This window comes from Achromobacter sp. ACM05 (genome assembly GCF_019218915.1).
GTDB lineage: Bacteria > Pseudomonadota > Gammaproteobacteria > Burkholderiales > Burkholderiaceae_B > Achromobacter > Achromobacter animicus.
In genome coordinates this window covers 167755-190008 of record NZ_JAHUWQ010000002.1, presented here as the reverse complement: position 1 = coordinate 190008, position 22254 = coordinate 167755, and the positions used below count along the sequence as shown (strand labels likewise).

General features: G+C 67.4%; 22 protein-coding genes. 10 read left to right on the top strand and 12 right to left on the bottom strand.

All coding sequences use genetic code 11. The annotated features are described in order from the left end of the window. Positions 1-75: 75 nt before the first annotated feature. Both KW836_RS11790 and KW836_RS11785 read right to left on the bottom strand, forming a co-directional pair. Complete coding sequence (locus KW836_RS11790) at positions 76-705, bottom strand: class I SAM-dependent methyltransferase (protein WP_218344261.1); 630 nt, start codon at positions 703-705, stop codon at positions 76-78. Positions 706-755: 50 nt separating this feature from the next. Then, a complete protein-coding gene (locus tag KW836_RS11785; RefSeq protein WP_218343423.1) occupies positions 756-1661 on the bottom strand; it encodes a LysR family transcriptional regulator in 906 nt (301 codons plus the stop codon). Between the two features lie 108 nt (positions 1662-1769). Here KW836_RS11785 and KW836_RS11780 point away from each other — a divergent pair, with 108 nt between their 5' ends. Beyond that, complete coding sequence (locus KW836_RS11780; RefSeq protein ID WP_218343422.1) at positions 1770-2648, top strand: aldo/keto reductase family oxidoreductase; 879 nt, start codon at positions 1770-1772, stop codon at positions 2646-2648. A gap of 116 nt (positions 2649-2764) precedes the next feature. On the opposite strand, the gene KW836_RS11775 is transcribed toward KW836_RS11780, so the two are convergent. Together KW836_RS11775 and KW836_RS11770 are read right to left on the bottom strand one after the other, a co-directional pair. Then, a complete protein-coding gene (locus KW836_RS11775) occupies positions 2765-4621 on the bottom strand; it encodes a phosphoenolpyruvate carboxykinase (GTP) (RefSeq protein WP_175124104.1) in 1857 nt (618 codons plus the stop codon). Between the two features lie 141 nt (positions 4622-4762). Next, positions 4763-6400 carry an acyl-CoA synthetase gene (locus KW836_RS11770; RefSeq protein ID WP_218343421.1) on the bottom strand — a complete coding sequence of 546 codons (1638 nt, stop codon included), beginning with the start codon at positions 6398-6400 and terminating at the stop codon, positions 4763-4765. A 154-nt stretch (positions 6401-6554) separates the two neighbouring features. Between KW836_RS11770 and KW836_RS11765 the strand changes: the two genes are divergently transcribed. Beyond that, positions 6555-7286 (top strand): TetR/AcrR family transcriptional regulator, encoded by a 732-nt coding sequence (locus tag KW836_RS11765; protein ID WP_175124102.1) that lies wholly within the window; start codon positions 6555-6557, stop codon positions 7284-7286. Here KW836_RS11765 and KW836_RS11760 read toward each other — a convergent pair. Further along, positions 7250-8161 (bottom strand): SDR family oxidoreductase, encoded by a 912-nt coding sequence (locus tag KW836_RS11760; protein WP_218343420.1) that lies wholly within the window; start codon positions 8159-8161, stop codon positions 7250-7252. The two genes, KW836_RS11765 and KW836_RS11760, sit on opposite strands and share 37 nt — an antisense overlap. A gap of 140 nt (positions 8162-8301) precedes the next feature. On the opposite strand from KW836_RS11760, the gene KW836_RS11755 reads away from it, so the two are divergent. The 5 genes from KW836_RS11755 (at position 8302) to KW836_RS11735 (ending at position 13203) form a co-directional block, all read left to right on the top strand. Continuing rightward, positions 8302-9096, top strand: coding sequence for an enoyl-CoA hydratase/isomerase family protein (locus KW836_RS11755; protein ID WP_218343419.1), 795 nt, complete (start codon positions 8302-8304; stop codon positions 9094-9096). 62 nt (positions 9097-9158) lie between these two features. After that, positions 9159-10436 (top strand): Zn-dependent hydrolase, encoded by a 1278-nt coding sequence (locus tag KW836_RS11750; RefSeq protein ID WP_218343418.1) that lies wholly within the window; start codon positions 9159-9161, stop codon positions 10434-10436. Positions 10437-10444: 8 nt separating this feature from the next. Further along, on the top strand, positions 10445-10780 hold the full coding sequence (locus tag KW836_RS11745) for a co-chaperone YbbN (RefSeq protein ID WP_175124098.1): 336 nt from the start codon (positions 10445-10447) through the stop codon (positions 10778-10780). A gap of 2 nt (positions 10781-10782) precedes the next feature. Beyond that, positions 10783-11748 carry a DMT family transporter gene (locus KW836_RS11740; RefSeq protein WP_218344260.1) on the top strand — a complete coding sequence of 322 codons (966 nt, stop codon included), beginning with the start codon at positions 10783-10785 and terminating at the stop codon, positions 11746-11748. Positions 11749-11850: 102 nt separating this feature from the next. Continuing rightward, positions 11851-13203: a carotenoid oxygenase family protein gene (locus tag KW836_RS11735; RefSeq protein ID WP_218343417.1), complete on the top strand. Its 1353-nt coding sequence runs from the start codon at positions 11851-11853 to the stop codon at positions 13201-13203. A 46-nt stretch (positions 13204-13249) separates the two neighbouring features. On the opposite strand, the gene KW836_RS11730 is transcribed toward KW836_RS11735, so the two are convergent. Both KW836_RS11730 and KW836_RS11725 read right to left on the bottom strand, forming a co-directional pair. Further along, a complete protein-coding gene (locus tag KW836_RS11730) occupies positions 13250-14134 on the bottom strand; it encodes a DMT family transporter (protein ID WP_218343416.1) in 885 nt (294 codons plus the stop codon). Then, positions 14125-14877, bottom strand: a complete 753-nt coding sequence (locus tag KW836_RS11725) for a GNAT family N-acetyltransferase (protein WP_218343415.1) — start codon at positions 14875-14877, stop codon at positions 14125-14127. Before KW836_RS11725 ends, KW836_RS11730 begins: the two co-directional genes overlap by 10 nt. A 126-nt stretch (positions 14878-15003) precedes the next feature. Between KW836_RS11725 and KW836_RS11720 the strand changes: the two genes are divergently transcribed. Beyond that, on the top strand, positions 15004-16497 hold the full coding sequence (locus tag KW836_RS11720) for a PLP-dependent aminotransferase family protein (RefSeq protein WP_218343414.1): 1494 nt from the start codon (positions 15004-15006) through the stop codon (positions 16495-16497). A 6-nt stretch (positions 16498-16503) separates the two neighbouring features. Here KW836_RS11720 and KW836_RS11715 read toward each other — a convergent pair whose 3' ends face one another. Together KW836_RS11715 and KW836_RS11710 are read right to left on the bottom strand one after the other, a co-directional pair. After that, on the bottom strand, positions 16504-16800 hold the full coding sequence (locus tag KW836_RS11715) for a hypothetical protein (RefSeq protein WP_191576901.1): 297 nt from the start codon (positions 16798-16800) through the stop codon (positions 16504-16506). Beyond that, positions 16800-17432 carry a LysE family translocator gene (locus KW836_RS11710; RefSeq protein WP_218343413.1) on the bottom strand — a complete coding sequence of 211 codons (633 nt, stop codon included), beginning with the start codon at positions 17430-17432 and terminating at the stop codon, positions 16800-16802. Before KW836_RS11710 ends, KW836_RS11715 begins: the two co-directional genes overlap by 1 nt. 153 nt (positions 17433-17585) lie before the next feature. Between KW836_RS11710 and KW836_RS11705 the strand changes: the two genes are divergently transcribed. Next, positions 17586-18407: a DUF72 domain-containing protein gene (locus KW836_RS11705; protein WP_218343412.1), complete on the top strand. Its 822-nt coding sequence runs from the start codon at positions 17586-17588 to the stop codon at positions 18405-18407. Positions 18408-18464: 57 nt separating this feature from the next. Here KW836_RS11705 and gorA read toward each other — a convergent pair whose 3' ends face one another. Beyond that, positions 18465-19823, bottom strand: a complete 1359-nt coding sequence (gene gorA, locus KW836_RS11700) for a glutathione-disulfide reductase (protein ID WP_218343411.1) — start codon at positions 19821-19823, stop codon at positions 18465-18467. 126 nt (positions 19824-19949) lie between these two features. Here gorA and KW836_RS11695 point away from each other — a divergent pair, with 126 nt between their 5' ends. Further along, positions 19950-20573, top strand: coding sequence for a LysE family translocator (locus KW836_RS11695; RefSeq protein ID WP_218343410.1), 624 nt, complete (start codon positions 19950-19952; stop codon positions 20571-20573). A gap of 73 nt (positions 20574-20646) precedes the next feature. On the opposite strand, the gene KW836_RS11690 is transcribed toward KW836_RS11695, so the two are convergent. After that, positions 20647-20973 carry a c-type cytochrome gene (locus KW836_RS11690; protein WP_218343409.1) on the bottom strand — a complete coding sequence of 109 codons (327 nt, stop codon included), beginning with the start codon at positions 20971-20973 and terminating at the stop codon, positions 20647-20649. Between the two features lie 71 nt (positions 20974-21044). Then, complete coding sequence (gene nirK, locus KW836_RS11685; RefSeq protein ID WP_175124087.1) at positions 21045-22127, bottom strand: copper-containing nitrite reductase; 1083 nt, start codon at positions 22125-22127, stop codon at positions 21045-21047. Positions 22128-22254: the final 127 nt, after the last annotated feature.

The following is a 22254-nucleotide window of genomic DNA, read 5'->3' as shown; positions in this document are numbered from 1 at the left end:
CGGCCGCTCTGCCGTCTGCCCCCGATTGCCTGGCCACGGGATCGCCGCTCATCGACGCCTTTCAGTTCCGCCCCGCTAATCCCGCCGGCGCCACACACTGGCCAGCCACGGCTGCTGCTCGCGCGGCAGTCCGTCGGGCCGGTAGTAGTGCTCAAGCTCGTCGAATCCGGCGGCCTCCATCAGTGCGCGCCAGCCGTCGAGATCGTGGTACGCCCCATAGCGCCCGCGATTCCAGCCTTCCTGGTTCCCGCCACGGGGATTGGAACTGAACAGCACGCCGCGCGGCCGCAGCGTTGCCCGCAGTTCCTTGAGCACGCGCGGCAGTTCCTGCCCCGGCACATGAAACAGCACGGCGTTGGCGAAGATGCCGTCAAAGCGCGCAGCGGGCAGTTGGAGCCGAAGGAAATCCTGCTCCCAGACCTCGCACCCGCTTGCCGCGCGCGCCATTTCCACGAAACGCGGCGTGCCGTCCAGGCCCACGGGCCGGTGTCCCATCGCGAGGAAAGTCTTCAGGTCGCGCCCCGGCCCGCAACCCAGATCGAGGATGTCGAACGGCGGTTCACCGTCGATGTGCCGCAGTAAGGCGGCGATGTTTTGGCTGACGTCGTGGTCCCGCGTGCCGGCTTGGAAGGAATCGGCGTTCTCTTCGTAATGGGCGAGCGTCAGGGACGTGATCTTGGCGAGGTCTTCGGGATCCAGGTGCATCAGGCGATTGTGCATCAAACGGCGCGGGGCGGCGAGACGCGGCGCGCCGCTCAAGGAAACGGCCGCGCCTTGATGAAGTCGATCAGCGCCTTCAGCGGCGACGGCACCAGGCGGCGTCCCGAGTAGTACAGAAATGGTCCCGAAAACTGCGGCCACCACGGTTCCAGCACGGGCTCCAGCGCGCCGCTAGCGAAGTGCGGCCGCAGCCAGTCTTCGAACAGATACATGACGCCCGCCCCCGCGATGGCGACGTCTACAGCGAGATCGACCGCGCCGCCAATCTGCACGACCAACGGTCCGGACGCATCGATACGCACGGTCTCTCCGCCCCGCTCAAAATCCCACGCAGGCATCGCCCCGCTGGGAAAGCGGCCGCGCAGGCAGGCGTGCTGCATCAGGTCTTCGGGATGCGCGGGCCGCCCGCGCCGGTTCAGGTAGTCGGGCGAGGCGCCGGCTGCAAAGCGCTGCACGCGCGGGCCGATGGGCACGGCGATCATGTCCTGCTCCAGCCGGTCGTCGTAGCGGATGCCTGCGTCGCACCCGGCAGCCAGCACGTCGACAAAGCTTTCCTCGGCAACGACCTCCAGTCGGATATCGGGATAGGCCGCCAGAAAGTCGGGGACGATGGACGGCAGCACCAGCTTGGCCGCGCTGAGCGGCACGTTGAGCCGCAGCGTGCCCGCCGGCTTGTCGCGGAACCCGTTGACGGCGTCCAGCGCCGCCTCGACCTCGGTCAGCGCGGGCGCCAGCCGGGCCAGCAGTTCCTGGCCGGCCTGGGTCAGCGCCACGGAGCGCGTCGTTCGGTTGAAAAGCCGCACGCCAAGCTGCGCCTCCAGGCGGCGCACGGTGTCGCTCAGGCGCGACGCGCTGGTGCCCGCCGTCCGGGCCGCTTCGCGGAACCCTCGCGCGCGCGCGACGGCGACGAAGGCATGGAGGTGATCGAGGTCAGTCGCCATTGTGCATTTTTCCGTACAAGCCGTGCGGATTGTATTGGCTTATCAGCATGTGGCGAAAGCTCTATCGTTTGCCCATCCCCACTCCTGCACCGAAACAAGGAACCCGACATGACCCAACTCGCAGACAGCGGCACCTACTCCCTCGGCGCACGCCAGGTCTATCGGCTTGGCTATGGCGCCATGCAGCTCGCCGGCCCGGGCGTCTTTGGTCCGCCCAAGGACCGTGATGCCGCGCTTGCCGTGCTGCGCGACGCGGTTGCCGCCGGCGTGAACCACATCGACACCAGCGATTTCTACGGCCCGCACATCACCAACCAACTGATCCGGGAAGCGCTGGCCCCCTACTCCGACGATCTGGTGATCGTGACGAAGGTGGGCGCGGTGCGCGGCGACGATGCCTCGTGGAATCCCGCGTTCTCTGCCGAGCAGTTGACCCGGGCGGTGCACGACAACCTGCGCAACCTGGGCCGCGACGTGCTGGACGTGGTCAACCTGCGCGCCATGTTCGACGTCCATGGCCCGGCGGAAGGGTCCATCGAAGCGCCGCTGTCCGTGCTGGCCGGCCTGCAGCAGCAAGGGCTGATCCGCCACATCGGGTTGAGCAACGTGACGGCCACGCAGGTGAAAGAAGGCCGCGGCATCTGCGACATCGTCTGCGTGCAGAACCAGTACAACGTCGCCCACCGGGCCGACGACGCCCTGATCGACGACCTGGCCCGCGAAGGGATCGCCTACGTGCCGTTCTTTCCGCTGGGCGGGTTCAGCCCGTTGCAGTCGTCCATCCTGAACGACGCGGCTGCGCGGATCGGCGCGACGCCGATGCAGACCGCGCTGGCGTGGCTGCTGCGCCGCTCGCCGAACATCCTGCTGATTCCCGGCACGTCTTCGCAGAAACATCTGAAGGAAAACCTGGCCGCGGCGTCGCTGCAGTTGCCGGACGACGTGGCCAATGCGCTGGACGGCATCGCGGCGAGCAAGGCGGTGTAAGCCCCGGCCTGAACAACCTGAACGCCGGACGCGCCTGCGCACTCAAGCAGGCGGCAATAAAAAACCCGCCTGCATCAATGCAGGCGGGTTCGATCAACCGGTAGACGCCAGCAGCATCAAGCCGCCAGACGGCCCTCGATCTCGGTCTTGGTGGTGCGCAGTTCGTCGGGCAGGCCTTGCGACAGCTGACCGAAGAGCTCATGGTGCAGCGCGAGTTCCTCGCGCCAGGCGTTCTCGTCCACCGACATGACCTGCTCGAACTTGTCCGGGCTGAATTCCAGGCCGGTCCAGTCGATGTCCTGGTAGCTGGGGGACACGCCAAACACCTGATCCACGCCCTTGGATTGACCGTCGATGCGGCCCAGCATCCAGCGCAGCACGCGCATGTTGTCGCCAAAGCCGGGCCAGACGAACTTGCCGTCCGGCCCCTTGCGGAACCAGTTCACGCAGTAGATGCGCGGCAGGGTCGCGCCGGCGGCTTCGAGCTGCTTGCCCAGCTTGAGCCAGTGGCCGAAGTAGTCGCTCATGTTGTAGCCGCAGAACGGCAGCATGGCGAACGGGTCGCGGCGCACCACGCCTTGCTGGCCAGCGGCCGCGGCGGTGGTTTCCGAGCCCATCGTGGCGGCCATGTAGACGCCTTCGACCCAGTTGCGCGCTTCGGTGACGAGCGGCACGGTGGTGGAGCGGCGGCCGCCGAAGATGAAGGCGTCGATGACCACGCCCTTGGGGTTTTCCCATTCGGGATCGATGGACGGGCACTGCGCGGCCGGCGCGGTGAAGCGCGCGTTCGGGTGCGCGGCCTTGCGGCCGGTTTCGCGCGCGATTTCCGGCGTCCAGTCCTTGCCCTGCCAGTCGACCAGATGCGCCGGCGGCGTGCTGGTCATGCCTTCCCACCAGACGTCGCCGTCGTCGGTCAGCGCGACGTTGGTGAAGATGACGTTGGCCTTGAGCGTGGCCATGGCGTTGAAGTTGGTCTGCTCGCTGGTGCCCGGGGCCACGCCGAAATAGCCGGCTTCGGGGTTGATGGCGTGCAGGCGGCCGTCGGGGCCGGGCTTGATCCAGGCGATGTCGTCGCCGATGGTGGTGACCTTCCAGCCGTCCATGCCTTGCGGCGGGATCAGCATGGCAAAGTTGGTCTTGCCGCATGCCGACGGGAAGGCGGCGGCGACGTGGTACTTGCGGCCCTTGGGCGAGGTGACGCCCAGGATCAGCATGTGTTCGGCCAGCCAGCCCTGGTCGCGGCCCATGGTGGACGCGATGCGCAGCGCGAAGCACTTCTTGCCCAGCAGCGCGTTGCCGCCGTAACCCGAGCCGTAGCTCCAGATTTCGCGGGTCTTGGGGAAGTGGACGATGTACTTGGTGGGGTTGCAGGGCCAGGCCACGTCGGCTTCGCCTTCGGCCAGCGGCTTGCCGACCGAGTGCAGGCACGGCACGAAGTCGCCGTCGGTGCCCAGCACGTCATAGACCTGCTTGCCCATGCGCGTCATGATGCGCATGTTCACGGCCACGTACGGGCTGTCGGACAGTTCGACGCCGATGTGGGCGATGTCCGAGCCCAGCGGGCCCATCGAGAACGGCACCACGTACAGCGTGCGACCGCGCATGGCGCCATCGAACAGACCGTTGAGCGTGTCGCGCATTTCAGCGGGATCGGCCCAGTTGTTGGTGGGGCCGGCGTCTTCGGCGCGGTCGGAACAGATGAAGGTGCGGTCTTCAACCCGGGCCACGTCGGACGGATCGGACCACGCGAGATAGGAATTGGGGCGCTTGGCGGGGTTGAGCCGGCGCATGGTGCCGGCCTGGACCATCTGCTCGCACAGGCGGTCGTACTCTTCCTGCGAGCCATCGCACCACACCACGCGATCAGGCTTGGCCAGCGCGACGAAACTGGCGACCCAGTCGATCAGTCCGCGATGCTTGACGTACGCGGGCACGTTCAAGGCTGCCAATCCCCCGTCCAAAGGCTTATTCATTGGGGCTATCTCCATACTTTGGCTAAAGGTGATACGGCCCCAATTGAGAGGGGCCGTATCCAGTTTGCGCAATCATACTTGCAGCGCCGGGCAGCCAGTCAACCCATCCACATGGGCGAGATTGTCACCGGGTGAGTCCGCTTATGCGGGGTATCCGGCACGCAACTCCCTGCGAATGATCTTGCCGGTCGCGGTCGTGGGCAAACTGGTTACAAAGCGGATCGCGCGCGGATATTCGTGGGCGGCCAGCCGGGTGCGGACATGCGCCTGCAGCGCCTTGACCAGCGCTTCGTCGCCCACCACACCCTCGTTCAGCACCACGAACGCCACCACGATTTCCGTACGCTCAGCATCCGGCATGCCCACCACCGCCGCCATGCGCACCGCAGGGTGACCGATGAGGCAGTCTTCGATGGGTCCCGGGCCGATCCGGTAGCCGGCGCTGGTGATGACGTCGTCGTTGCGGCCCACAAAGCGGATGAAACCTTCCGGATCGCGCACGCCGATGTCGCCGGTCAGGAGGTAATCGCCGGCAAATTTTTCCGCCGTGGCCGCCGGGTTTTTCCAGTACCCCAGGAACATGACCGGATCCGGGCGCAGTACGCCGATGTTGCCCTCCTGTCCATCGGCCACTTCGGCCCCCCTGTCATCCACAATAGCGACCTGATGCCCGGGCGCGGCGCGGCCGATGGCGCCGATGCAGGGGTCGAACAGCGACGAGCACGAGGACACGATCATGTTGCATTCGGTCTGGCCGTAGAACTCGTTGATGGTCACGCCCAGCACGCGGCGGCCCCAGTCGATGAGTTCGGCCCCAAGCGATTCGCCGCCGCTGGCCACCGAGCGCAGCGCGCGCGGCCCGGCGTGGTCCGGCCAGTCGCAGCCGCGCATCATCTTCAGCGCGGTCGGCGGCAGGAAGGTGTGCGTCACGCCGTGGCGCGCCATCAGTTCCAGCGCCGAGGCGCCATCGAATTTTTCGAACCGCCGCGCCAGCACCGGCACACCGTGGTGCCACGACGGCAACAGCACGTCCAGCAGCCCGCCGATCCAGGCCCAGTCAGCGGGCGTCCACATCAGCACGGCGTTCTCGGGAAAGAACTCGTGCGACATCTCCACGCCTGGCAGATGGCCGAGCAGCACGCGGTGCGCATGCAGCGCGCCCTTGGGCTTGCCGGTGGTGCCCGAGGTGTAGATGATGACGGCCGGGTCGTCGGCGGCGGTCTCGACCGGGTCGAAGGCGTCGGATTCGAGCGCCAGGCTTTGGTGGAACGGCAGCGCGCCTACCGTGCCCCCCGCAGCCCCGGCGTCGCCATCGATGCAATAAATCACTTTCAGATCGGGCAGGCTGTCGCGGATTTCCAGCAGCTTGCGGCAGCCTTCCGCGTCCGTGACGAGGGCCGACGCCCCGCTGTTGGCCAGCCGGAACTGGATGGCGTCCACGCCAAACAGCGTGAACAGCGGCACCGCCACCGCGCCCATCTTGTAAGCGGCGACGTGGGCGACTGCGGTTTCGGGCGCCTGCGGCAGGTAGATGGCGATGCGGTCGCCGCGCCGGATGCCGTAGCGCGCCAGGCTGTTGGCGAACTGGTTGGACTGCGCCTTGATCTGATCGAACGTATAGCGCGTTTGCGCCCCGTCGCTCTTTTCATAGATCAGGGCCAGCCGGCCGCTGCCGTCGGCCCATTTGTCGCACACGTCGACGCCGATGTTGTAGGCCGCGGGCACCTGCCACTGGAAGGCGGACACGACTTGCGCGTAGGAATCTGCTCTGTGCAGCATGGTTGTCTCTTGATCGTTATGGTTGTTGCCATGAAAGGCCCGCTGCGGCGGCGGGTTGCCCCCCGCCTTGCCACGAAGTTGACCGTCGCTCAATAATAGGCCCTCGCGCGGACGGCCAGACAGGCCGCCCGCCCCTTTTTCGCCTGTAGCCTGCATGGAAAAAAGCCCAGCCGTCCCGATGCGCCGCCCGCCGGCCAGCGCCAAGTCCGAACAACGCATCCGCGACATCCTGCGGGTCGCGCGCCAGGTGTTCTCCGAAGCGGGCTTTCACGCGGCCACCACCACCGAGATCGCGCAGCGGCTGGGCGTCTCGGAAGCCACCGTCTTCACCTACTTCGGCGGCAAGCGCGAACTCTGCGTGCGCGTCATCAGCGACTGGTACGACGAAATCATCGCGCGGGTGGAGGACCACCTGCCGCATATCCACGGGGCGCGCGCCCAGTTGCATTACCTGGTCCACACGCATCTGCGCCATCTGCTGGCCGAAGGTCCGGGCTTGTGCGCCTTCATCCTTTCCGAAGGCCGCGCGCGCAACGACGACTTCGGCGACATCTACGCCGACCTGCAGCGCCGCTACACCGCGCCACTGATGCGCATCCTGGCGCAAGGCCAGGCCGACGGCGACATCCGCCAGGACATGCCGCTGCGGCTGCTGCGTTCGGCGGTGTACGGGCCGATGGAGCATGTGCTGTGGGACGCGATGCGGCGCGGCGCGGAGGTCAATGTCGATGTGGCCGCCACGGCCGACCAGCTGGTCGGTTTTCTGTGGCAGGCCCTGCAGCCGCCGCGCCAGGACGCCCTGGCGCTGGCGCAGTTCCGGGGCGAAGTCCAGAACGCGCTGCATCGCCTTCAGTCTTCCGAAAACAGCGACGGCGGCACGTACTGAGGAAAGCCGTTGTAGGTCTCGCCGCGCTCGGCCGGCTGCAGGTTCCATGAATGGCGCGCGTTCGGCACGCCGCCGTCCACCCGGATCACGGTGCCATTGATGAACGCGGCCGCGGGCGACAGCAGAAAGACGACGGCGGCGGCCAGTTCGGCTTCGGTGCCGAAGCGCTGTAGCGGCACCTTGGTTTTCAGCTCGCGCAGCACGCCGCGGTAGTGCTCGTCGTAGCTGTCCATGCCGCTGGATGCGATCCAGCCCGGCGCCACGGCGTTCACGCGTACGCCGGCATACGCCCATTCGCAGGCGGCGGTCTCCGTCAGGTTCCACACCCCCGCGCGCGCCGCGCCCGAGTGTCCCATCCCCGGCATGCCGCCCCAGATGTCGGCCAGCATGTTGACGATGGCGCCGCCGTGCTGGCGCATGTGCTGCGTATAGACCTCGCGCGACACAAGAAAGGTGCCGTGCAGGTTGTTCTGCACCACGGCGTTCCAGCCATTGAGGCTGATGCGGTCCAGCGGCGCGGGAAACTGGCCGCCTGCGCAATTGAAAACGCCGTCGATGCGGCCGTGCGCGGTCAGCGCGTCGGTGACGGCGCCGCGTACGCCGGCTTCGTCCCGGATGTCGCAGGGGTGCTGGCTGATCCGATCGGCGGCCTCGGGATAGACGCGGGCGATTTCCTCGGCCGCCGTGCGCAGTTTGTCCGGGTTGCGTCCCACCAGCGCTAAGCGCGCGCCCAGTGCCGCCAGCTCATGCGCGGTGCAACGACCCAAACCGCTGCCGCCGCCGGTGACCATGATCGTCTTGCCGTCGAACAATCCCGGCCGGAATACCGATGCGTAACGCTGATCGGCGGCGCGACTCCCCGCGGGCTGATTCATGTCTGTCTCCGAAAATTTTTTGTTGAGGATAACTCAATCTACTGAAAACAAGCATCGCAACGCTGCGCTTTTGCCCATAGAATCAAACGAATTGATCGGAACACCTGTTGAGCCATCATCAACAACACCGGAGACCGCGCATGACGCTGACCGCACCGCTGGACCTGACCATAGAAGGCCCCCTCGCCCGCCTGACGCTGAACCGGCCGGACATGCGCAACGCGTTCGACGAGACGCTGATCGCCGCGCTGACGGCCGCGATCCAGACTGCGGTCGATGATCCCCAGGTGCGGGTCCTGCTGCTGACGGGCGCGGGCAAGGCATTCTGCGCCGGCGGCGACCTGAACTGGATGCGCAAAATGGGCACGCTGACCGATGCGGACAACCGCAAGGACGCCACGCGGCTGGCGGACATGCTGCACGCGGTCTGGACCTGCCCGAAACCCATCGTCGCCTGCGTCAACGGCGACGCCTACGCGGGCGGGATGGGGCTGGTGGCCGCGTGCGACATCGCGGTTGCGGCGGACAGCGCACACTTCTGCCTGTCCGAAACCCGCCTGGGCCTGCTGCCCGCCACCATCAGCCCCTACGTGATCCGCGCCCTGGGCGAGCGCGCGTCCAACCGCTATTTCCTGACCGCCGAACGCTTCGACGCCGCGACCGCGCTGCGGCTGGGGCTGGTACATGAGGTCGTCCCGGCTGCCCAGGCGCTTGAGGCCGCCGAAGCGCTCTGCCGCACACTGTGCGCAAATGGTCCGGGCGCCGTGCAGGCCAGCAAGCGGCTGGTGCGCGACTTTGCCGGCCGGCCGCTGGACGCCACCCTGATCGCCGACTCCGTCGAACGCATTGCGGCTATCCGTAGCACCGAGGAAGCGCGCGAGGGCGTGACGGCCTTCCTGGAAAAACGTGAACCGTCCTGGCGCGGCACGACGTAAGCGGCGGGCAAGGACGCCGCGCCATTGATGCCATAATCCAGGGCGGATCTTCTGGAAGTCTCATGCCGCAAGCCACACCGCCCGCTTTTCCCCCGCTGAACGCCGAACGCCTCTGGTCGCGCGTCGACACCCTGTCCAAATTCACCCTGCCCGACGTCCCCTGGACGCGCCGCGCTTTTTCGCCGCTATTCGATGACGCGCGCGCCTGGCTGCGTAGCGAGTTCGAAGCCGCGGGCCTGACCACGCGCCTGGACGCGGGCGGCAATCTGGTCGGCACTCGCGCGGGGCGCGATGCCACGCGCAAACCGATTTCCACCGGCTCGCACTGCGACACCGTCATGGCCGGCGGCCGCTTCGACGGCATCATCGGCGTGCTGGCCGGCATCGAAGTCGCGCACACGATGCAGGAACACGGCATCACGCTCGACCACCCCTTCGAAGTCATCGACTTCCTGTCCGAAGAACCCAGCGACTACGGCATTTCTTGTGTCGGCAGCCGCGCGCTGTGCGGCCAGCTCAGCGCCGACATGCTGGACGCGCGCAGTCCGCAGGGCGAGACGCTGGCGCAGGGCATTGCCCGCATCGGCGGCGACCCGTCCGCACTCAACGCCCCGCTGCGCCGCGCGGGCGAAACCGCCGCCTTTGTCGAACTGCACATCGAACAAGGCCCGGTGCTTGAAAGCCGCCAGTTGCCGATCGGCGTGGTCACCAACATCGTCGGCATCCGCCGCGTGCAGATCGTGGTCGAGGGCCAACCTGACCACGCGGGCACCACGCCCATGGACATCCGGCGCGACGCGCTGGTGGGCGCGGCCCGCATCATCGACGCCGCCAACCGGCAGGCCAGCGCAGCCAGCGGCAATCCGCATTACGTCGTCGCCACCGTCGGCCGGCTGAGCATGACGCCCAATGCGGCCAACGCGGTGCCGGGCCGGGTCGAGATGACGCTGGAAATGCGTAGCGATAGCAACGCCGTGCTGGACGCCTTTCCCGAAACCCTGATGGCGAGCGTGGCCGACGACCTGAAGGCGCTGCGCCTGACCGCCGGCTTCACGCAGCTCAGCCGCGCGCAGCCCACGGACTGTTCGCCGCTGGTCATGGACGCGGTCAAGGCCGCCGCCGACCAGCTTGGCTACGCGTCGATGCGGCTGCCCAGCGGCGCCGGCCACGACGCCGTGTACATGGCCCCCACCGGCCCTATCGGCATGATCTTCATCCCCTGCCTGAACGGCCGCAGCCACTGCCCCGAAGAATGGATCGAACCCGCGCAACTGCTGGACGGCACGCGCGTGCTGTACCAGTCGGTGCTGGAACTGGACCGCGTGCTGCGCGGCGCTTGAGACACACAATGGAACAGATAGAACTCAACGACAGCACCGCCGACCGCTTTCTGCTGGACGCGCGCGGCCTGTCCCTCATCGTCTTTCACAGCCGCACCTGCGGCACCTGTCGCGTGGCGCGCGAGCAGCTTCCGGGCGTGGAACTGCCGGTCGAGCGCATCTGCTGGATCGACGCCGGCGACAACCGCGGCCTGGTCGAGCGCTACGAGGTCTTCCACCTGCCCGCCATGTTCGTTGCCCGCGACGGCGCCTTTTATGGCCCGGTGCAAGCCTCGCTGGCCGAATGGGACCTGCGCCAGCAGATCGGCCTGGCGCTGGACAGCTATCCCGCCGAACTGCCGTGACCATCACCGCCGCCAAGCCGCTGCGCCTGCCGCTGGACACGCTGGCCACCGGCGCCATGCTGGCGCTGTGCGTGTGCTGGGGCTTCCAGCAGATCGCCATCAAGCTGGTCGCGGACGACATCGCGCCCATCATGCAGATCGGGCTGCGCTCCACCTTCGCGGCCCTGGTGCTGGCCGTCGTGGTGTGGCGCGCCGAAGGGCAGCGCGCGTTCACCGACGGCACGTTCCTGCCTGGATTGATCGTGGGGCTGCTGTTTGCGGGCGAATTCCTGTTCGTCGCGCAAGGGCTGGTCTACACCACGGCCTCGCACATGTCGGTGTTTCTATACACCGCGCCGATCTTCGCGGCGCTGGGCCTGCACTGGCTGCTACCCGAAGAGCGTCTGAAGCCGCTGCAATGGGCGGGCGTCGCGCTGGCCTTCTGCGGTATCGCGGTGGCGTTCCTGGTCAAGGGCGGCCAGCCGTTGGCGCACGACGGCGCGCGCAACATGCTGCTGGGCGACGCGATGGGACTGCTCGCTGGGCTGCTGTGGGGCGCGACGACGGTGGCGATCCGCAAGACGTCGTTGTCCGAAGCCGCCCCGGCCAAGACGCTTTTCTATCAGATGGCCGTGGCCTCGATAGGCCTGTTGGCCTTTGCAGTCGCCACCGGCCATCATGGCATCCGCTATACCCCGGCCGCCGTGCTCAGCGTCGTGTTCCAGTCGGTCGTCGTCGCGCTAACCAGCTATCTGGCCTGGTTCTGGCTGCTGCGCCGGTATCTGGCGTCCCGCCTGTCGATCCTGTCGTTCATGACGCCGCTGTTCGGCGTCAGCTTCGGCGTGCTGATCCTGGATGAACCGCTGGATGCGGGCTTCGTGGTCGGCGCGGTGATGGTGCTGGCGGGAATCACGCTGGTGAGCGGGGCCGAAATGGTGCGGGAACGGCTGCGCAAGCGTCAGGCGCGGCGCAATTCCCATCATGGTTAACTCGGCTTTTTCCCGGCGGCCCGGGCGGATATAACGGACTTTTGCCGCCACCGGCTTCGCGTTGTCATCCAGCCTAGTGCGCGGCCTCGGCCTGGAGGTCACATGCAACCCTGGCACAGCGACAACCCCGCCCTGACCCGCGCCTTCGCGCCGGTCTACGACGAACGCGACGACGCCGATCTGCCCGTCGAAGGCGCCCTGCCCCCCGGCCTGTCCGGCGTCTTCATGCGCAACGGCCCCAATCCGCAATTCGAGCCCGGCCCGGGCTATTCCTATCCCTTCGACGGCACGGGCATGATCCACGCGCTCTACCTGGACGGCGGCCGCGCGCGCTACCGCAACCGCTGGGTGCTGACTGCCGAACTGCAGGAAGAACGGGACGCCGGCCATCGCATCTACAACCCGACGTTCGGTCCGCCACCCTACGCGAACCTGGCCAACACCAACGTGTTGCGGCACGCCGGCCGCATCCACGCGCTGTACGAAGGCGGCTGCCCGTACGAACTGGACGACGCACTGGGCACGGTCGGCGCCAACACATTCCAGGGCAAGCTCGCCGGCGCGTTCTCCGCGCACCCCAAGGTCGACCCGCTGACCGGGGAAATGCTGGCGATCAATTACGACCTCATGGCGGGCACGCTTGAATACATGCGGCTGGACAGCACGGGGCGGGTGGACCGCCAGGTCGCATTTGCATCGCCCTGGCCGGCGCTGGTTCACGACATCGGCCTGACCGCCACCCACGTGGTGGCGTTTGTCTGCCCGCTGGTGTTCGACTTCAGCCGCGGACCGGCGGCGCCCGGGTGGGAGCCGCAGCGCGGCACGCAGGTGCTGCTGGTGCCGCGCGACTGCACCGACGCGGCGCAGATCCGGTGGATCGAGGCCGCCCCCTTCTTCAATTGGCACGTCGCCAATGCCTACGTGGACGGCAACGTGATCGAGGCGGTGCTGCCCTGGCACGATGGCTACGGGCCCACGTCGCGCAAGCGGCTGGAAATGCACCGGCTGCGCATCGACATGGCCAGCGGACGCGTGGACGACCAGACGCTGGACGACCAGCCCTGCGAGTTCGGCCGGGTCAACGACGCGTGGCTGGGGCGGCGCACACGGTTCTGTTATGCCGGCCTGCGGGATCCGCGTCCGGGCGAAACGCCGCAGCCGGGCGCCTTCGAGGCATTTGCACGCTATGACGTCGAGACGGGTGCGAAGACCGTGTACCGCCTGCCCGCCGGGCAGACCGCGTGCGAACCCGTGTTTGCCGCCGATCCGGCCGGCGCGGGTGAAGCGGACGGCTACCTCCTGAGCTTCGTGCACGCTGAAGACGACGCGGGCGGCCGGTTCATCGTGCTGGACGCGCGCGATCTGGCTGCCGGGCCGGTCGCGCAGGTGCGCCTGCCGCGCCGCGTGCCCGCCGGGCTGCACGGATGCTGGATGCCCTCGCCCGCAGCCGCTTAGCCTCGGGCGCGTCGCTGACTTGGGTCAGATGCGCCGCTGATCCAGGTCAGGCGCGCCGCTGACCCAGGTTCAACACGATCAGCCCCGCCCCGGCCATCACGAACGCAAACCCCCACCAGTCCGCCGGGGCCGGCCGGTCGCCCACCAGCGCCATCGCGCCCAGCACGCCCACGACCGGCACCATCAGCGTGGTCAGCGCGGCGACGGTGGCGCTGACACGCTCGCTCAGTACGAACCACAGCCAGTACGCGACCGCAGTGCCCAGGATGATGTGAAACGAGAGCGCCCCCGCGACGCTGACGGTCCAGCCGCGCGTGGGAAAGGATTCGCCGGCGATCAACGCGCCGGCCAGGGCGCAACCTGCGCCGACGACAAGCTGCCACGCCGTGATGACGATGCGATCGCCCGCGACGGGCCAGCGCTTCAGATACACCGTGCCGGCTGCCCACCCGAACGCCGCCACCAGCGGAAAAACCAACCCCTTGGCGGCGGCCACGTCGTTGCCGCCGAACACCGCCTGCAGCACCGGCCATGCCAGCACGGCGACGCCGCACGCGCCCAGCAGCAGCGCCAGGCCGCGGCGGCGGTCCAGGCGTTCTCCCAGCACCAGCCACGCCAGCAGCGCGGACATCATCGGCATGGTGAAGGTCAGCACCGCCGCGCGCGACGTGCTGGTGCTGAGCTGCGCCCAGGCCACGGCCAGATTGAATACGGCCACCGCCAAGACGCCGCCCACCGCGATGCCGGGCCACGCGCTGCGCGGCGGCAAGAGCGGCAGCCGCTTGGCGCCCGCCAGCAGCAACAGCAGCAGCGCGCCGCTGCCCAGTCCCAGCACGCGCAAGGTGAACGGCGGGAAGATCGACAGAATGATCTTCACCGCCGGCCAGTTCAGGCCCCAGAACAGGGCCAATGCCACCGGGATCAGGCGCACGCCGCGTGGTCTCCCCCGGCGTTGCTGCCCCGCTCAGTGGCGATCAGCGACGCCAACCCCTGGCGCTGGTTGCCTTCGGCATCGAAGTTGTCCGGGCTGAGCCAGCGCTCGTACGCGGCACGCAGCGCGGGCCATTCGCTGTCGATGATCGAGAACCACGCCGTGTCGCGGCTGCGGCCCTTGTAGACCGTGGCCTGACGGAAGATGCCCTCAAAGCTGAAGCCCAGGCGCAGCGCCGCGGCGCGCGACGGCGCGTTCAGGCTGTCGCACTTCCATTCGTAGCGGCGGTAGCCCAGTTCGTCGAAGGCACGGCGCATCAGCAGGTACTGCGCTTCCGTGGCGATGCGCGTGCGCTTGAGCTGACGCGAATAGGACACGAACCCGACCTCGATGACGCCGTTGGGCGCGTCGATCCGCATCAGCGCCAGCGTGCCGACGGCGCGGCCCGTCGCAAGGTCGATGATGGCGCGGTGCATCGGGTCCGGGCTGGCCTGCGCGGCCTCGGCGAACGTCCGGTAGGCAGCCTCGTCGGCAAACGGCCCGACGCCCATGTACGTCCAGTCGCTGTCGTCGGGCGCCTGACTGAACGCCTGGTACAGATCTGCCGCGTGACGCTCGGCCGACAGCGGCTCCAGGCGGCAATAGCGGCCCAGCGCGGGGTCGAGGGGCGGGCGCGGACGCGGGGTCCAGCCGGGCAGCGCCGGGCCGATGGGTTGCTGAAAATCGTTGGTGCGGGGTTGCATGCGGCGGTGCCTCGGGAATCGGTTCAGGGCGCGCCGCCGACGGTGGCGGGCGCAACACCCAGGGCCTCACGATATCGGAACCGTGGCATCATAAAAAGTGCCACGAAACTGGAATTTAATAGGGCCATGATCGAAACTTCATTGGGCGATACCGCCACTGCCCCGCTGCTGTCCAGTCCGCTGGCACGCGGCCCGGGTTCGCTGCCGCGCCAGCGCCAGCTTATCCAGCGCCTCAAGCAGGCCATTCTTGCCGGCCAGCTTCCCGCGGGCGGCAAGCTGCCGTCGTCCCGCGCGCTGTCCGAAGAATTGGATATCTCGCGCAATACGGTGCTGATCGCCTACGAGCAATTGACGGCCGAGGGCTACGTGATTGCCGACCGCCAGGGCACCCGGGTGGCGCCGCTGTCCGCCGCCGCCCGCAGCGCCGCGCGCGAGGCGGCCCCTCTCCCTGCGCAGCCGCCAGCCACGGCGCAGCGCCTCTCCCGCATCGTCTCCACGCGCTATACCCACGACGGTACGCTGCCGATGACGCCCGGCACGCCCGCGCTGACGCAATTTCCCGTCAACGCGTGGCGCCGCGCGCAGGACCGCGCGCTGCAGGCGGCGCCGGCCGCCGCGCTGGGCTACGGTCATCCGGCGGGCGAGCCCGCGCTGCGCGAAGCCATCGCTCAATACCTGCGCGTGTCGCGCGGCGTGCATTGCGACGCCTCGCGCATCGTCATCACCGAAGGCGCACAGGGCGGGCTGGCGCTGTGCGTGCAACTGCTGACCAACCCTGGCGATACCGCCTGGCTGGAAGATCCCGGCTACCGCGGCGCCAAGTCCGCCTTCCATGCCGGCGACCTGAACGTGGTGGCCATGCGCGTCGACGCCGACGGCATCGTCATTCCGGAAAGCGCCTGGACCCGCCAGCCGCCCAGGTTGATCCAGACGACGCCGTCGCACCAGTACCCGACCGGTGCGGTCCTGTCGCTGACCCGCCGGCTCGATCTGCTGGAACGCGCGCGACGCGCCGGCGCGTGGATCATCGAAGACGACTACGACAGCGAATTCCGCCACCAGGGCGAACCGATCGCCGCCATGCAGGGGCTGCTGCCGGATGCGCCGGTGCTGTATGTCGGCACGTTCAGCAAGACGATGTTCCCGGCCCTGCGCCTGGGCTTTCTGGTGTTGCCCGAAGCCCTGGCGCGCGAGGCCATGCCGTCCATCATCGAAATGCAGCGCGGCGGCCACCGGCTGGAACAGCTGGCCATGGCCGCATTCATTGAAAACGGCCAGTTCTCGCGCCATCTGGGCCGCATGCGGCGCCTGTATCGCGAACGCCAGGCGGCGCTGCGCGAGGCGCTGGCCTTGCATCTGGGAATCGAGCACGAGGTCTTGGGCGGGCACTGCGGCCTGCACCTGACCGTGCGGCTGCCGCCGGCTTATGCCGACACGGCGATCGTGGCCGAGGCGCGCAAGCTGGGCATGAATCCGGGCGCGCTGTCGTCGTTTGCGCTGACGCCGCGCATTGAAGACAACGGCCTGGTGATCGGCTACGGCAACACGGGTGCGGAGCGGTTTCCGGCGCTGGTGCGCCGGCTGCGGGACGTGGCGCTGGCGGTGGCGAAAGCGGCTTAGGACGCGCTAGTCCACCAGCCCGCCCAGCACCAGCAACGTCATGAACAGCCAGAACAGGAAGCCCAGGATGGACCGCCGCAGCAGCGCCTTGATCGCGCCCCACAGGAACATCAGGCCCAGCGCCAGCAACACCAGATTGAAGATCGACGGGCTCATGCCCATCGCGCCGGCCAGCCCGCCATAGAAATCGGCCAGCGCGCCGCCCAACCCGCCGAGCAGCCATTTGATCCCTGCAACGATGGCGCGCAGGCCCTCGCCAAGCATGCCGCCCAGCGTCGCGAAAAATCCGTCGTCGGCGGGCATCAGCGGCGCGTATCCACAAGCATGCGCACGGCCAGGCCGGCCAGCACGGTGCCCATCAGCCAGCGCTGCACCACCATCCACAGCGGACGGCCCGCCAGGAACCCGGCAATGGAGCCGGCCATGATGGCGATCAGGGCGTTCACCGACAAGCTGATCACGACCTGCGTCATGCCCAGCGCCAGCGACTGGGTGAAGACGCTGCCGTGGTCGGGCTGGATGAATTGCGGCAGCAGCGACACGTACATGACGGCGATCTTGGGATTGAGCAGATTGGTGAGCAGACCCACCGTGAACAATTGCCGCGGGCTGCTCTTGGGCAGGTCATGCACCTGGAACGGCGAGCGGCCGCCCGGACGGATTGCCTGCCACGCCATGTAGAGCAGGTAGAGCGCCCCGCCGATGCGCAGCGCGTCGTAGGCATAGGGCACAGCCATCAGCAAGGCAGTGATGCCGAACGCCGCACAGGCCACGTAAAAGATGAATCCCACTGCCACCCCGCCCAGCGAAATCAGGCCGGCCTGCGGCCCTTGCGAGATGGAGCGCGACACCAGGTAGATCATGTTGGGCCCGGGCGTGAGCACCATGCCCAGCGCTACCAGGGCGAAAGTCAGCAGATGTGTCAGGTCAGGCATGGAGTGCCGGCGCGCGCCGGTCAGAAGTCGGGTCGTGACTGCACACCTTAGCCGAAAACTGTATCGGAACAGCGGAATTTTCGGGCGGGGTTGGCGGCTCGTCGCGCCGGCGATACAGTGGACCGCTCGACCCCTTCCTGTGGAGCGCAGCCCATGCCGAAACGTCATCCGTCCCCGGCAGACAGCCCCGCCGCGATCCGAGTCGGCATCGGCGGCTGGACCTTCGAACCGTGGCGCGGCGTCTTCTATCCCGACGACCTGCCCCATGCGCGCGAACTGGAATACGCCAGCCGGCAGGTCACGGCCATCGAGATCAACGGCACCTACTACGGCACCCAGAAGCCCGCCACCTTCGCCAAGTGGCGCGATGAAACGCCCGACGACTTCGTCTTTTCGCTGAAGGCATCGCGGTATTCGACCAACCGGCGCGAACTGGCGGGCGCCAAGGACTCGATTGCCAAGTTCGTGAACAGCGGCATCGCCGAACTGGGACCGAAGCTGGGGCCCATCGTGTGGCAGTTCGCGCCGACCAAACAGTTCGACCCGGAGGATTTTGGCGCCTTCCTGGAATTGCTGCCGGACAAGGTGGACGGTTTGCCGTTGCGGCACGCGCTGGACGTGCGCCATCCCAGCTTTGCCTGCGAGGAATACGTGGCCCTTGCGCGCCGCCATCGCGCGGCGACCGTGTACACCGATAGCGATGAGTTTCCCGCCATCGCCGACCGGACGGCGGACTTTGTCTACGCGCGGCTGATGCGCGCCAGCACGGCCTACAAGGCCGGTTACGCGCCCAAGGCGCTGGACACCTGGGCGGAGCGATTCCGGATCTGGTCACGCGGCGCGGACCCGGAGGACCTGCCGCTTATCGGCAAAGCGGCCTCCGGGAAAAAATCGCAAGATGTCTTCGCGTACTTCATCAATGGCGCAAAAGAACGCGCGCCGGCAGCGGCGCGCGCGATGATTCAACGCCTGTAGCGCCGGCGCACGCCGCTCGTGCCATCCGGCGCTTGCGGCCTCGCCGGTTCACAGGCCTTACTCCGCGACGGGCGTGCGCATCGTCACGAACTCTTCGGCTGCCGTGGGATGGATGCCGATGGTGTCGTCGAACACCGCCTTGGTCGCCCCCGCCTTCAGCGCCACGGCCAGTCCCTGCACGATCTCGCCTGCCTCCGGACCCACCATGTGCACACCCAGCACGCGATCGGTCTGCGCGTCGACGATCACCTTCATCAGCGTGCGTTCCTGCGATTCGGTCAGCGTCAGCTTCATGGGGCGGAAGCGGCTTTCGAACAGCCGGACCTCGAAGCCGGCTTCGCGCGCCTCTTCGGTGGTCAGGCCCACCGTCCCGATGTTGGGCAGGCTGAATACCGCAGTGGGGATCAGCTTGTAGTCGACCTTGCGGTATTCGTGCGGGCGGAACAGGCGCCGCGCCACCGCCATGCCTTCGGCCAGCGCCACGGGCGTCAGCGGCACGCGGCCGATCACGTCGCCGATAGCCAGGATGGACGGCTCCGCGGTGCGGTACTCGTCATCGACCTCGATGAAGCCATCTTCGCGCAGCTTCACGCCGGTGTTTTCCAGCCCCAGGTTGTCCAGCATCGGACGGCGGCCCGTGGCGTAGAACACGCAATCGGTCTCGATGACGGAACCATCCTTGCAGGTGGCGGCCAGCGATCCGTCGGCGCGCTTGTCGATGCGCGCGACCTCGGTGTTCATGCGCAGGTCGATGCCCTTCTTGACCAATTCGTCGCGCAGATGCTCGCGCACGCCCAGGTCAAAGCCGCGCAGGAAAAGCGGGCCGCGATACGACTGGACGGTCTGCGCGCCCATGCCGTTGAAGATGGACGCGAACTCCACGGCGATGTAGCCGCCGCCCACGACCAGCACGCGGCGCGGCAGGTCCTTCAGGAAGAAGGCCTCGTTGGAGGTGATGGCGAGTTCCTTGCCGGGAATGTCGGGCACCTGCGGCCAGCCGCCCGTTGCCACCAGAATGTGTTCGGCGCTATAGGTCTTGCCGTTGATTTCGACCTTGTGCGGATCGACGATGCGCGCGTGGCCTTCAAGCAGCGTCACGCCGCTGTTGACCAGCAGGTTGCGGTAGATGCCGTTCAGGCGCTCGATCTCGCGGTTTTTGTTGGCGATCAGCGTGGCCCAGTCGAATTTGGGCGCGTCCGCGCTCCAGCCAAAACCGTGCGCCTGCTCGAAGTCTTCGCTGTAGTGCGCGCCGTAGACCAGCAGTTTCTTGGGCACGCAGCCCACGTTCACACACGTGCCTCCCAGGTAGCGGCTTTCCGCCACCGCCACGCGCGCACCGAAACTGGCGGAAAAGCGGGCCGCGCGTACGCCGCCCGAGCCCGCGCCGATCACAAACAGGTCAAAGTCAAATGCCATGGGGTTTCCTTCGCGCGGCCTGCCGGCCGGCGTTCACTGTCCGGGAAAGCTGTATTTAACACCACGGTTGGAATACATTGGCCGCAGCCGGCCCCGCGCGCTGGCCCTTCCTACGGAGTTCCTTCCATGTCGCTCGAAACCTGGCTGGCCTTCCTGGGCGCTTCCGCCCTGCTCGTCATGCTGCCCGGCCCTACCATTCTTACCGTCATCAGCTATTCGCTTACGCACGGCAAGCGCGCCCGCCTGCCGCTGGTGCTGGCCGTGGCGCTGGGCGATTCCACCGCTTTGGTGCTGTCGCTGCTGGGCCTGGGCGCGCTGCTTGCCGCATCCGCGTTCTGGTTCACCGTGGTCAAGACCATTGGTGGCCTGTACCTGCTGTATCTCGGCTACCGGCTGCTGCGCGCCGGCGTGTCGCCCGCCACGCTGCCCGTTGCGACGGCGGCGGGTTCGCGTTGGAAGCTGTTTGCCAACACTTACCTGGTGACCGCGCTGAATCCGAAGGGCATGATCTTCTTCGTGGCTTTCCTGCCGCAGTTCATCGATCCGGCACGAGACGTGACGCAGCAGCTGTGGGTGTTGTCGGCGACGTTTGTCGCCTGCGCCGGCATCAATGCCGCGGCCTATGCGATCTTTGCCGGCTCGGCCCGGCGCATGCTGGCGTCGCCGCGCGCGCAGCGCGGCTTCAACCTGGGTGGCGGTGCGCTGCTGTCGGCCGCCGGCGTGTTGGCCTTGCTGGCCCGCCGCGCGTAGCGTGGCGAAAAGCACGGTGAAACGCGCGGCCGGCATCCCGCGCGTTTCAATCCGCGCCGCGCCAGGTTACGCGTTACTTTGCCGCAGCCATCATATATTCCACCGCGGCACGTAGCGTGGCGTCGTCAGCGGCCGAGCCGCCGCGCGGCGGCATGGCGCCCTTGCCTTTCAGCACGGTAAGCATCAGCGCGTCCGTGCCCTGCGCCAGGAAAGGCGTCCAGGCCTGCTTGTCGCCCAGCTTGGGGGCATTGGCCACGCCGCTGGCATGGCAGACGACACAGGCGGACTTGTAGAGTTTTTCGCCGGCGGGATTGACGGCGGTAACGGTGTCAGCCGCGGCATGCTGGACGGGCAGGCCCGTCAGCGCAAGGGCAAAAAAGAGTCGAGCAAATTTGGGCATGGCGGAGAGTCCAGGCTTTAGAAGGGGAACAACCCGGCAAGACGCGCCGCGCGCGCCTTGCCGGCCGGCCATTACTGCGGGATGGGACCCGGCGCCTTGATCTGCTTCATCAGGTCGTCGTTCCACTTGCCCTCGACCTTGATGTGCCCGGCCGCGCCCAGTTCAAAGGCTTCGATCAGGTTGTGGTTCAGGTAGGCGTACACGCCGGGCTGCTTGAACGTGTACAGCGCCGCCCCGGCGGAACCGCCGCGAATGAACCAGGTTTCCAGGTCCTTTTCGGGCGGGTTGTTGAATTTTCCGGTTTCCCAGACCCAGTCGCCGTGGCCGCCGATCAGGTGCGGGCGCGTGTCGCGGTTGGCTTGCGAATGGATCAGCAGCACGGTTTCGCCGACCTTGGCGGTGAGGGCGTTGTCGCCCGTCAGTGCGCCGACCTTGCCGTTGAAGACGATGTGCGACGGGGTCAGCTTGCGCATGACTTCCACCGTGTCGCCGTAGCTTTCGGCGAGGGTCGCGTAGTCTTTGTACTTGCCGTTGGCGTCCTTGGGGATGTAGAGGTCGAACTCGCCGATCGTGTAGACGCGGTCGTACTTCAGCGACTTGCCCTGCGGATCCTTCAGGCCATCGCGCGGCAGCACCATGATCGTGCCGCTCATGCCGGCCACGACGTGCCACGGCACCATGCCTTCAGGGGCACAGTGATAGACGAAGGTGCCGGCGCGGTCGGCCTTGAAGCGCAGCGTGGCCTGTTCGCCGGGGTTCACGTTGGTGAGCTTGGCGCCGCCCAGCGCGCCCGTCGCGGCGTGGAAGTCGACGTTGTGCGGCATGGCGTTGGTCTTGGGATTGACCAGGGTCAGCTCCACGTAGTCGCCCTCGTGCACGACCATCGTGGGGCCGGGCATGGATCCATTGAAAGTCATGGCCTGCAGCGTGGTGCCCTTACCGTCGATGACCATTTTCTTTTCTTCGATGGTCATGGTGAATTCGACAACCTTGGGTCCCGACTTGGCCACCTGCTCATGCGGATGGACCATCGGCGGGGCAACCAGCGTGACCTTGGCGCGCGGCAGCGTGTCCGCATTCTGGGCGGAAGCCAGACCGCCTGCCATCGAGAACATCAGGGCGGCGGCAAGCAAGGTGGGGCGCAACGCGTTCATGTGCTACTCCTCTTTCGGTTTCTTCAAAGCCGAGTCTGTCGGCACCTCCATTGAAGAACCGCGAGCGATCGCGTTCTTTGCTGTAGCGCAAATTCGGGATAACCCTGCGAGCGCCCACACGTTGTCA